Genomic DNA, 13,028 nt, shown 5'->3' with positions numbered 1-13,028 from the left:
GGGGATTGCGTGCCTGAATAAGATGGGATGACCGTTTGTCGCCACTTGTGTGATTGGCCATCAAGATTTTTTGGGATATGTCGAAATTAGCGTATCAGCTGCGAAGCCTGAGCACGTAAGTCGTGCTTATGGCGGTTGACCGCGTGCAGTGGTCGTCAGGGAGCGAGCTCCCGCATAGGAATAGGTGAGAAAAACATGGATCCGATTATCACATCGTTGAGCACGGCCACCATTGCCGGTCTGAATACGACTGCGATCACGCTACTCTCCACCGCAGATTTCGCGGCGATCAACACTGCGCAGGTTCAGGCGCTAACGACGACCCATATCGGGGTCCTGAATTCGGCGCAGGTTGCGGCGCTGAATTCAAGTAGTGTGGGGGCGCTGCTCACGACGCAGGTGTCGATGTTTACCACATCGGCCTTCGCCGCCCTGACGACGACCGCCATTGCGGCGATGAATACCAATCAGATTCAGGCGCTGACCACGTCCGAGATCGGGGCGATGAAAACCACCCAGATTCTCGCGCTCAATAGTTCTGATGTCTCTGCACTGAGTTCAACACAGCTCAGTACCTTCACGACTAATCAAGTGCGGGCTCTGGAGTCGGATGACATTGCTGCCCTGAGCAGCACTCAGGTTCAGGCACTGCTCACATCCCAGATTGCAGCACTGAAAACGGGTCAGGTGAGCGGCCTGAATACGGCACAGGTTGCCGTACTGCTCACGTCGCAGTTGGCTGCGCTGACCACCTCGCAGGTGGTTGCACTGGGTACAGATGATGTGGCTGCTCTGGATACTACCCAGTTGACCTCGCTGAGTACCAGCCAGCTGCGGGCACTCGAATCCAGCGATATCGCTGCCTTGAATACCACGCAGGTGTCGGTGTTGCTGACCTCGCAGGTTGCGGCGCTGAATTCAAGTCAGGTTGTTGCGCTGAATACTGCCGATGTAGCTGTGCTGAATACGACTCAGGTTTCTGTTCTCACGACAGCTCAAGTTGCGGTGCTTGGCACAGAAGATGTCGCAGCAATGAATACCGCCCAGCTGACCACCCTGACCACTGCACAGGTTCAGGCTCTGACCACAGGGGATGTCGCTGGCCTGAATACGGCGCAGGTACAAGTACTGTTGACCTCTCAGGTTGCTGCCTTGAAGAGTTCGCAAATTGTTGCGATGAATACCGCCGATGTGGCAGCACTCAGCACCAGCCAGGTTGCTGCTTTGACGACGACCCAAATTGCCGTGCTGGGTACTGAAGATGTTGCTGCGATGAATACTTCGCAGCTGGCTACACTGACGACCGCACAAGTGCAGGCACTGACGACCGGTGATGTTGCCGCGCTCAACACTGCACAATTCGCCGCTTTGCTGACCAGCCAGCTTGCTGCGCTTAAGACCTCACAGGTACTCGCACTGACAACGGCAGATGTTGCAGCATTGAGTACTGCGCAGCTGAATGCGCTGAGTACCTCGCAGATTCAGGCGCTGGAAACCGGCGACATTGCGGGTCTGAACAGTTCGCAACTGCAAGCGCTCTCAACAGCACAGGTCGCAGCATTGAAGACCGCTCAGGTAGCAGGCCTTAATACTGCTCAAGTAGCGGCATTGCTGACTTCCCAGCTCGCCGCCATGACCACTGCGCAGATTCTGGCTCTGGGAACAGAAGACGTATCCGCCATGGATACTGCCCAGCTGACCTCGCTGAATACCAGCCAGCTGCGTGCACTGGAAACCAGTGATATTGCCGGTCTGAATACCACTCAGGTATCGGTCTTGCTGACATCGCAAGTAGCTGCACTTAAAACCAATCAGGTTCAGGCACTGAATACGGCGGATGTAGCTGTACTCAACACCGCACAGGTCAATGCCCTGAATACCGCTCAGGTTGCCTCTCTGGGGACAGAAGACGTTGCTGCAATGAGTACCGCGCAGCTCACAGCCTTTACATCCGCACAGGTGCAGGCACTGACCACTGGTGATGTGGCCGCATTGACCACGGCTCAGGTTCAAGCCTTGTTGACGTCGCACGTTGCAGCATTGAAGACCAGTCAGATCGCCGCACTGAATACCGCTGACATGGCCGCGCTAAGCACGAGCCAGATCAATGCACTTTCGACTGCGCAAGTGGCTGTGCTGGGTACGGAAGATGTTGCTGCGATGGACACCGCACAACTGACGTCATTTACCACCGCGCAAGTGCAGGCATTGTCTACAGGCGATGTCGGTGCACTGAATACCGCACAGTTCTCTGCTTTCCTGACCAGTCAGCTGGCTGCACTCAAGACTTCGCAAGTGTTGGCATTGACCACGGCAGATGTGGCTGCGCTGAATACAGCACAATTGAGCGCACTCAATACCTCGCAGATTCAGGCACTGGAGACTGGCGATATAGCCGGGCTCAACAGTACCCAGCTGCAGGCGCTGTCCACTGCGCAGATTGCAGCGCTGAAGACCGCACAGATTGCAGGACTCAACACCGCGCAAGTAGCTGTATTGCTGACTTCGCAACTTGCGGCACTCACTACAGCCCAGATCGTCGCACTGGGGACTGAGGACGTCGCTGCGCTGGATACCAGCCAGCTGACCGCACTGAATTCCAACCAGTTGCGCGCACTGGAAACCAGTGACATCGCCGGGCTGAATACGGCGCAGGTATCGGCTCTGCTGACTTCACAGGTTGCGGCGCTGAAAACAAACCAGATTCAAGCTTTGAACACAGCTGATGTTGCAGTCTTTAGTACAAACCAGGTGAATGCGCTGACCACTGCGCAGGTGGCAGCACTGGGTACTGAAGATGTGGCTGCGATGAATACAGCGCAGCTCACTACGCTTACTTCAGCCCAGGTCCAGGCGCTGACCACGGGTGACGTAGCTGGCTTGAATACCGCGCAGGTTCAGGTCTTGCTGACTTCGCAGATTGCCGCACTCAAGACCGGCCAGGTTGCTGCCCTGAATACGGCAGATATGGCTGCACTCAGCACCAGCCAGATTACGGCGCTGTCCACTGCACAGGTAGCAGTACTGGGCACCGAGGATGTTGCGGCACTTGATACGGCGCAACTTAATATCCTGAATACTGCGCAGGTGCAGGCACTCACCACCGGGGATGTGAGCGCGCTCAGTACCGCCCAGTTCGCCTCACTGCTGACCAGCCAGCTGGCCGCACTGAAGACCAATCAGGTTGTGGCACTGAATACGGCTGATGTGGCTGCCCTTAATACTGCCCAGCTGACCGCACTGAGTACGGCACAGATTCAGGCACTGGAAACAGGCGATCTTGCAGGCTTGAACAGCACGCAACTGCAATCGCTGCTGACCTCGCAGATTGCCGCGCTGAAGACAGGCCAGGTGTCCGGACTGAATACCACTCAGATTGCGTCTCTGCTCACGTCGCAACTCGCAGCCATGACGACTTCACAAGTGGTGGCACTGGGAACTGAAGATGTAGCAGCGATGGATACGGCACAGCTGACATCGCTGAACTCCAGCCAGTTGCGCGCGCTGGAAACCAGTGATATCGCTGCGCTGAATACGACACAGGTTCAGGCCTTGCTCACATCGCAGATTGCCGCGATGAAGACCAGTCAGGTTCAGGCACTGAATACGGCAGATGTGGCAATTCTCAGCACCAATCAAGTTACCGCACTGACCACTGCGCAAATTGCTTCAATGGGGACAGAAGATGTAGCCGCGATGAACACCTCGCAGCTCACCACACTGAACTCTGCGCAGGTTCAAGCGTTGACTACGGGTGAAGTAGGTGCGCTGAACACGGCTCAGTTTGCCGCATTGCTCACCAGTCAGCTGGCTGCACTCAAGACCAATCAGGTCGTCGCCCTGACGACTGCAGATGTGGCTGCGCTCAGTACGGCTCAATTGGTTGCCATCAATACTGCCCAGATCCAGGCACTTGAAACGGGTGATCTGGCTGGCTTGAACAGTACGCAACTGCAAGCCCTGCTGACCTCGCAGATTGCTGCACTGAAGACAGCACAGTTTGCAGCGCTCAATACTGCTCAGGTTGCGTCGCTGCTGACAACTCAGCTTGCCGCATTGTCCACGGCTCAGATCGTCGCGTTCGGCACCGAAGATGTTGCAGCGCTGGATACCAGTCAGCTTACTGCACTCACCACGAGCCAGTTGCGTGCGCTGGAAACGAGTGATATTGCCGCACTGAGTACTGCACAGGTCGCAGTGATGCTGACCTCGCAAGTGGCTGCGCTTAAGACAAATCAGGTGCAGGCACTGAATACGGCCGATGTGGCGGTATTTAACTCCAACCAGATTACGGCGCTGACAACCGCCCAAGTGGCATCGCTTGGTACGGAAGACGTGGCCGCAATGAATACCGCGCAGCTCACGGTATTGAATACTTCCCAGGTGCAGGCGCTGACTACAGGCGACGTCGCTGGCCTAACCACCGCTCAGGTGCAGGTGCTGCTGACCTCGCAGCTGGCAGCGATGAAGACCTCGCAAGTAGCGGCGCTGAATACCGCGGATATGGCGGCACTGACAACCAGTCAGGTCACCTCTCTGACCACAGCGCAGGTTGCGGTACTCGGAACCGAGGATGTCGCCGCATTGGATACAGCCCAGCTGACCACGCTGAATACGGCTCAGGTACAGGCGCTGACAACAGGTGATGTCGGTGCACTGAATACGGCTCAGTTTGCGGCCTTGCTGACCAGTCAGCTGGCAGTATTGAAGACGACTCAGGTGCTGGCACTGAATACGGCAGATGTCGCTGCACTCAGCACTGCACAACTGGTGGCGCTCAGCACCACCCAGATGCAGGCACTGGAAACCAGTGATCTGGCAGGTCTGAACAGCACGCAACTGCAGTCGTTGCTGACCGCGCAAATTGCCGCGCTGAAAACAGCTCAGATTGCAGGGCTGAATACCGCGCAAGTCGCAACAATGCTGACGTCGCAGCTAGCTGCACTGTCAACCTCGCAGATTACCGCGCTGGGGACGGAAGATGTGGCGGCAATGGATACGGCTCAGCTTACTTCACTGAATTCCAGCCAGCTGCGCGCCCTGGAAACCGGAGATATCGCAGGTCTGAATACGTCTCAGGTATCGGCCCTGCTGACTTCACAGGTCGCGGCACTGAAGACGACGCAAATTATCGCCTTGAACACGGCCGACATTGCAGCCCTGAATACCAATCAGGTCGGCGCGTTGTCCTCGACGCAGATTGCGGTACTGGGAACCGAAGATGTCGCTGCACTGGATACTACGCAGTTGACCTCTTTGAGTTCGGCTCAACTGGTTGCGCTGACGACCTCTAGCGTTGCGTCGATGAGTACCAATCAGGTTGCGGCACTCTTGACCTCCCAGATCGCCGTACTGAAGACCACGCAGATTGCGGCACTCAATAGTGCGGACTTGGTGGCCATGAGTACCAATCAGCTGACTGCGTTGACGACATCGCAAATCAGCAAACTGGCGACCACCGGCATCGCAGGATTGAGCACCAACCAGCTGGTTGCACTGACGACCACTCAGATCACGGCGCTGACCACAAGTGCGATCGCCAACCTGACAACGGTGGAAGTACAGGCGCTGACAACCACTCAACTGAGCGCGATGTCCAAGGCGCAAGCCCAGGCCTTCACCTCGGCCGAGCGCGCAGTGATGAGCTCTGATCAGATTGCTGCGCTGCTGGCTGATCTGGCCAAACCATCCGCTGCGGGTTCGCTCCTGAACGGTGATGCGCTGCTCACGGGTCAGAGCGTCAGCCTCTCGTTGATTGGCGAGGCAGGCGTCAATGCCGAGGTAGTACCGCTGGCATCGAGTCCGGTTATCAACTCCCTGTCGACAACAACGGCACTCTTCAGTGATGGTTCGACGCTGACGGGTAGTGCAGTTGCGGCTGGCACGACACTTGCTCAACAAGCTGGCGTAGCAAGCGCGCAAGGTCTGACCGATCTCGGTAAGCATCTGCCGATGGAAGCACTGATTGCCCGACTTGACCCGGGACTGATCAGTCATCATGTCCTCCCGACGGATGGCAGTCGCCTGACCGGACAGATTGCCGGACACGGCGGTACCGTGGATATGGCTTCGATCGAGCGGGCACTAGGAGCAGCGAGCGGGCATGTCAATCTGGCGGCAGTCGGCCAGGGAGTCAGTAGCCTGAAGGTGAATGTCGGCGATGTGCTGCACTACGGCGCAACGCAGGCCAACACCGCAGCGGCCCCGGTGCAGATGGTGATCGAGGGCGGAAGCGGCCACTCTGTCCAGCTTGCAACGGGAGATTGGGTACACGGCGGCACCGTGCAGATTCAGGATGCCACCTACCACGTACTCAACCAAGGCAACGCACAGCTGCTGGTTCATGCCGATGTACAGATGATCTTCAACTGATACAGGGCACAAGGCGGGTGGGGGAGTTTCCCCCATTCGCCATGAACTGGAGCAGCGACGTCATACCGTGGGGGAAGCATGGAAAACGAGCCCAACGGCCGCAGCGAGCTCCGGGCCATCGTCGATAGCCTGAAAGGGGCAGCACTGCAGTTGTCGGCACTCAGCGCGGTCATCAATATGCTGATGCTCGCGCCTGCCATTTACATGATGCAGATTTTTGATCGCGTCATGTCCAGTCGTAATCTCAGCACGCTGTTCATGCTCACATTGCTCGGGCTGGCGCTCGTTGCGTTGATGGCGGCGCTCGAAGTCGTGCGATCGCATGCACTGATCCGCATTGGCAATAAAATCGACCTGACGCTCAGTCCGCGTGTATTTACAGCGGCATTCGAGCGTAATCTCCAGCGTGCCGGCGGCAATCCGTCGCAAGCCATGTACGACGTTACCACCCTGCGCCAGTTTCTGACCGGTACCGCACCAATCGCTATCTTTGATGCGCCCTGGGGATTGCTGTATCTCGGGTTGTTCATGGCTATTCACTGGGCCATGGCCTGTGTGTTTCTGATCGGGATTGTGCTACTTGGCGGCATCACCTGGCTGTCCGAAGTCACCACCAAGGCGGCACTTTCTGACGCCAGCACGGCAGGAATTGCCGCAAGCAACTACGCCAACAACAATCTGCAAAACGCTGAAGTGATCGAGGCGCTGGGCATGCTGCCCTCCATCCGCACGCGCTGGTTCCATTTTCAGAGCCGGGTGCTGAGCAAGCAGACCGAAGCCGCCGACCGCGCCGCTGTGCTGCATATCGCCAGCAAAATTGTGCGAATGCTCTTGATGTGTGCCGTGATGGCGGTAGGCGTGGTGCTGAATATCGAAGACAAACTCTCCGCCGGGATGATGACGGCTTGCATGATGCTGATGGGACGCGCCCTGCAACCTATCGACATGGTGATCACCTCGTGGAAACAGATTTTTAACGCGCGCACAGCCTGGAGCAGACTCGACAAGCTGCTTAAAGAATATCCGGTACGTGACGAAAATATGAGCTTACCCGCACCGATTGGCGAAGTGACCGTGGAAAACGTCTCGCTAACCCCGCCCGGTGCCATGGCACCCGTCCTGAAGTCGCTGAATTTTACGATTCGCGCAGGCGATATCGTGGGCGTCATTGGACAGAGTGCATCGGGGAAATCCAGTCTTGCCCGCGCACTGGTGGGTGTGTGGGCGACCCAGACCGGTTCGGTGAGACTGGACGGGCACGATGTACATGCATGGAACAAGGCCGAACTGGGCCCCTGCATCGGGTATATGCCACAGGACACCGAGCTGTTTGAAGGCACGGTGGGGGAGAACATTTCGCGCTTTGGCGAGCTGGATGCCACAAAAGTGGTGGAAGCCGCAATGCGTGCAGGTGTGCACGACATGATCCAGCGTCTGCCCAAAGGCTATGACACCAAACTGGGTGTCGGAGGCTCGATGCTGTCTGGCGGACAACGGCAACGGATCGGTCTGGCACGGGCGCTGTATGGCAATCCGTCGTTGCTGGTGCTGGATGAGCCCAATGCCAGTCTGGATGAGCTGGGAGAACAAGCGCTGGTGCGCGCCATGATTGATCTGCAACGCCGGGGCAAGACGGTGATCGTGATCACGCATCGCACCAGTATCCTCAATGTGGTCGACAAGCTGATGGTGCTCAATGACGGCTCGTTACAGCTCTATGGTCCGCGTGACCAGGTGCTGTCGGTGCTGATCAATGGCAATCCGGCGCCATCCAGCCCCAGTGTTGAAGTGGCGGGTCAGACATGAGACGGTTAAGCGCAGAAGAACAGGCACTCATCGGGATCAAGATGAGTGGCGGCATTCCGGTAGATCATGCCAAGGTTGAGGCCGAGCATGGCGTCAAATTGCGCGTGGGCTGGTGGGTGGCCATCGTGGGCTTTGGGGGCTTTCTGACCTGGGCTGTGAGCGTACCGCTGGATGGCGGGATCAGTCTCGGTGGCGTGGTGAGCTTTACCAATAGTCATAGCCTGGTGCAGCACCAGAACGGTGGCACAGTGCGGGAAATCTTCGTTCGCGAGGGGGCACTGGTACGCAAGGGCGACTCATTGATTCAGCTGGATATGGTGGATGCGCGCGCTCAGCTGGCAACGATCGAAGGCCAGTACATCAGTCTGCATGCTTTGCAGAGTCGTCTGAAATCCGAACGCGACCGCCTGGATCACGTGGCATTTGATCCCGATTTATTGGATATCTTTGCCGATGATCCGCGTCTGCAGGACGCGATGCGGATTCAGGAACAGCTGTTCGCTTCCCGCCGCGCAACCCGTGATAGCGAACGCAGCATTTTCCGTGAACAGATTGCCGGATTGCATGCACAGCTGGATGGCTACAAGGCGCTACGTAATTCCCGGATGGCACAATCCGAGTCGCTACATGAAGAACTACGCGGTGTAAGTGAAATGGCCAAGGATGGGTATGTGCCACGCAACCGGCTGCTGCAAATGGAACGCAGCGCAGCTGATATCGATGCGGCACTGGGCGAAGTGCTTGCAAACTCGACCCGTACCTTAAAAGCGATCGAAGAAGTACAGTTGCGCGCCATTGCCCGCGAACAGGAGTTCGAGAAGGAAGTGCAGGGGCAACTGGTCGATGTCGAACGTGAATCCAATGCATCTGCAGAACGGCTGACCTCGGCCCTGCATGCTTTGCTGGCCACCAATATCAAGGCACCGATTGACGGTGAGGTAATGAGTCTGGCCGTAAACCACCCCGGTGCGGTGATCCAGCCGGGTATGCATATTCTCGAAATCGTTCCGCAACATGATGCCATGCTGGTTGAAGTGCAACTTGCGCCAGAAAGCGTGCAGAAGGCGGTTGCGGGAACCAAGGTGAATGTCAGCTTCCCGACATTGAGTCATGAAGGTGAGAAAGTCCTGAAAGGAACGATTTCTTATGTGTCAGCCGACCGTACCGTGGATCAGCGCACCGGGCGGGTGTTCTATTCGATGAAAGTGACAATTCCGCAACAGGAAATGAAACGTCTGGGCCGTTACCAACTGAAGCCGGGAATGAATGCTATGGTGGTTATTAAGACCGGTGAACATACGCTGTATAACTACTTGGTCAAACCCCTCAAAGATCGGATTGGAACTGCCTTCTCGGAGGAATAATGTTGCCTCGTCTTATCGCTGTCATGTGTGCATGTGCAATCGTGCCTTCCGTATCGGCGATGGGACTGCTAGAAGGCTACCGTCAGGTACTAGCGCATGATCCGCAGCTGGCTGCTGCCTTGCAAGACAAGGCAGCGATGGACGCGGAAGGCGATATTGCATTTTCCGGCTTACTCCCCAAGGTGGGTGTATCAGGCAGTATTTCCCGTGTCAGAGGGGATCGCACTGCATCATTGGGTAACCTCTCCGCAACTGATCCGCTCAATTACAGTTCCAGAGACTGGGCCATTACGCTCACGCAGCCCATCTTTAACAAATCCATCTGGGAACAATACAAGCAAAGCCGCGTCAAGCGGGACTTTGCATCCGAATCGCTGAGGGTGCGTCAGTCTGATGCTGTGGTTCGCTATGTGTCTACTTATCTTGATGTGCTGGTATCTGCTGAAAATCTCGAACTAGCCAAGCGACAGATTTCGACACTGGAACAATTGCGTTTGCTCGCCAAGCAATCACGCGGGGCTGGCGAGGGAACAGTTGTCGATATGGATGATGCCCAGGCACGTCTGGATTTGGCCGAAGCACAACGGATTGATGCTGAAAGTGTATTGCGGGTGGTGCGCAAACGCCTGTCTGATCTGGTGTCGGTCCCGGTAGATGCCCTGCGTGTACCCGGCACCGGACTGGTGCTCGAAATGCCCGAACCAGCCAAAGTCGACTGGTGGATTGAAAAGGCAGTGGTAGATAGCCCCTTGCTTCGTTCCAGTCAGCACGGCGTCGAGATTGCGCGTCAGGATATCGATATCGTCAAAGCCAATCATTACCCGACGGTGAATCTGGTCATGCAATCGCAGAAGACCAGCTCGCAAACACTGGCAACGCTGAATGAACAATCCAATACTCGATTGATAGGCGTACAGGTAAATGTGCCGATCTATTCCGGTGGCGCTATTTCAGCGGCCAGCCAGTCCGCTGCTGCCCGCTGGGGAGCCGCGCGAAGCACACACGAAGCAACGCAACATCAAGTCGAAGAGGACGTGGTACGTCAGTTCTCCGGTGTCACTGGCGGGATCAACCGCATCAAGGCACTGCTGGTGGCCGAACGCTCCAGTGAAAAGGCACTCAAGTCAAACGAAGCAGGCGTGAAGGGCGGGGTGCGTGCGCATATCGATGTGTTGAATGCGGAACAGCAGCTTTATCAGGTACGCCGCGATCTGACGCAGGCAGTTGCGGGCTATCTGCTTTCCTGGGTGATGCTGAAATCCGATATTGGTGCACTGACCATGGATGATGTGGCGCGCATGGATGCCTATTTCAACCAGACACGCGAGCTGGCTGGCAATTAATTTACAGGCACGGTCATTTATTCAGGCTATTTCCTTGTCGATTGCATTTGCACATTACGCATTGTTTTCTACACTGAAATGAGTAAACAGGCGCGATTCGGGCTATCGGAGCAACGAGTCGCCAGAGGGGGCGCATGAGTCTGCCCGAATCATGTCGAGAGGCAAGAAAATGAACGAATATCCATTGATGGATCCATCCGAGGGTATCACGCTGTTTTACCCCACTGTGCCACTCGCTGCAATTGATGAAGTGACCGCCACCTTAAAAACGCGCTGGATTGGTCAAGGCCCGCGTGTCGAGAAATTCGAGCAATTACTCCGAGAAAAATATCTTGGCGATAATCTGCCGCTTGCAGTAGGAAGTGGCACGGACGCATTGCACCTGGCCTATTTACTGGCAGGATTAAAAGCAGGTGATGAAGTACTGGTGCCCGTATTTACCTGTACCGCCACCAATATCCCCTTCCTGTACATGGGCGTGAAAATCGTCTTTGTCGATGTTGATCCGCGCACGCTGAATATCTCGATTGATGATTTGAAGCGCAAGATTACCGAACGCACCCGTGCGATTGTGACCGTCGATTATGGTGGCATTTGCTGCGAGTACGATGAAATCAATGCCATTGCCAAGCGTTATGGTATTCCGGTTATTCAGGATGCCGCGCACTCAATTGGATCGAAATACGACGGCAAATGGGTAGGCTCATTTGAAGATTTTGTCATCTTCTCCTTCCAGGCCATCAAGACACTGACCACGGGCGATGGCGGCATGCTGACTTTCCGTAATCAAGCCTTGCTGTCGCGTGCCAAAAAGCTGCGCTGGTTCGGAATCGACCGCGAATCCAAGCAGGGCGGGGTGTGGGAAAACGATATTGTCGACGTGGGCTACAAGTATCAGATGACCGATATTGCCGCCGCGCTGGGATTGTCCGGGCTTGAGCGTATCGACTCCGTGGTCGCTGCGCGCAAGGCGATTTTCAAGCGTTACCAGGAAGGCCTGAAAGGCGTAGCTGGTCTGCATCTGATCGAGCCTGTCTCTGAGAAGACGCAAGATTTCTGCCCGTGGCTGGTGACCATTGTGGTGGATAAAGACCGCATCGGCCTCATGCAGAAATTGCGTGAGCACAAGATCGAATCGGCACAAGTGCATTACCGCAACGATCGCTATTCAATCTTCGGTCAGCGCCGGACTGATTTGCCGAATATGGATGAAGTGGAATACCGCTATCTGGTTTTGCCTGCGCATCCACGTGTCGAACTGGAACAAATCGATCAAGTCTGTGAAGTGATTCGCTCCGGGTGGTAAATCATGGCTGTTCGCGTCGCAGTCTGCTTTTTTGGCCTGAATCGCTCTTTATCAGTTACGTTGCCGTCCATTGAGCGCAATATTTTTGGTGCGCTCAAGGCGGCGGGGTGTGAGTATCGGGTATTTGGCGGATTAATGATGCCTTCTACCGGATTCAGCAATGCGCGTAGCGGCGAAGTGAATTGCATGCCGGAAATGGATACACTGGCCTCGATTCCATTTGCCAATCTGGTTGGGATTGATCAGGGTGCATTCGACCAAACAATCAATTACGGTTTGTTTCGGCCGCATCATGATCACGAATATCGCGATGATTTCGCCAGTATTCGTAATATCCTGCGCGAATTATTTTCAATCCGCACTGTATATTCATCCGTGCCGAAAGGGGAGTTTGATTACTTTCTTTTTGTACGTCTGGATTTGTATTACCACACGCCACTCGATATTGTGCATGCAGTGAATGCTTCACAACAGTATCAAGGTAATGTGATTCTGACACCGGGATGGCAATTGTGGGGCGGGTTAAATGACCGCTTTGCTTTCGCGCCTGCGCGCGTGGCTGAAGTATACGGCCATCGTCTGGATATGATTCCCACCTATCTCAACGAGGTGGACGAGCCGCTTCAGGCCGAGCGCATGTTGCTCTATACCTTCATGCGCCTGGGGGTACACCACGAGGCGTATCTAGGCATGATTGCTTCGCGGGTGCGCGGCAACAAGCAAATCCAGCCCGAATTCTTTGATGCCTGCATGGATAATCGGGACAATGCGGCGCGATTTGCTGCGATGCTCGGGAAAAATTAGATCGAAGTCATCCGCTACGATTCAGTGAAACAG

General features: G+C 55.7%; 6 protein-coding genes. All 6 read left to right on the top strand.

Features of this window, described 5'->3' with window-relative positions; genetic code table 11:
• Positions 1–195 precede the first annotated feature (195 nt).
• The 6 genes from KSF73_12090 (at position 196) to KSF73_12065 (ending at position 12,995) form a co-directional block, all read left to right on the top strand.
• On the top strand, positions 196–6,372 hold the full coding sequence (locus KSF73_12090; protein ID MBV1776448.1) for a heme utilization protein: 6,177 nt from the start codon (positions 196–198) through the stop codon (positions 6,370–6,372).
• A gap of 78 nt (positions 6,373–6,450) precedes the next feature.
• Complete coding sequence (locus KSF73_12085) at positions 6,451–8,178, top strand: type I secretion system permease/ATPase (GenBank protein MBV1776447.1); 1,728 nt, start codon at positions 6,451–6,453, stop codon at positions 8,176–8,178.
• Positions 8,175–9,542, top strand: a complete 1,368-nt coding sequence (locus KSF73_12080) for an HlyD family type I secretion periplasmic adaptor subunit (GenBank protein ID MBV1776446.1) — start codon at positions 8,175–8,177, stop codon at positions 9,540–9,542. Before KSF73_12085 ends, KSF73_12080 begins: the two co-directional genes overlap by 4 nt.
• A 2-nt stretch (positions 9,543–9,544) precedes the next feature.
• Positions 9,545–10,885 carry a TolC family outer membrane protein gene (locus KSF73_12075; GenBank protein ID MBV1776445.1) on the top strand — a complete coding sequence of 447 codons (1,341 nt, stop codon included), beginning with the start codon at positions 9,545–9,547 and terminating at the stop codon, positions 10,883–10,885.
• A gap of 169 nt (positions 10,886–11,054) precedes the next feature.
• Entirely contained in the window at positions 11,055–12,191 is a 1,137-nt protein-coding gene (locus KSF73_12070) for a DegT/DnrJ/EryC1/StrS family aminotransferase (protein ID MBV1776444.1), read from the top strand.
• A gap of 3 nt (positions 12,192–12,194) precedes the next feature.
• Positions 12,195–12,995, top strand: coding sequence for a hypothetical protein (locus tag KSF73_12065; protein ID MBV1776443.1), 801 nt, complete (start codon positions 12,195–12,197; stop codon positions 12,993–12,995).
• The last annotated feature ends 33 nt before the right edge of the window (positions 12,996–13,028 follow it).

The sequence above is a fragment of the Burkholderiaceae bacterium DAT-1 genome, assembly GCA_019084025.1.
GTDB lineage: Bacteria > Pseudomonadota > Gammaproteobacteria > Burkholderiales > Chitinimonadaceae > DAT-1.
The sequence above is the reverse complement of the archived record's forward strand: the minus strand, read 5'-3'. Positions and strand labels throughout refer to the sequence as shown.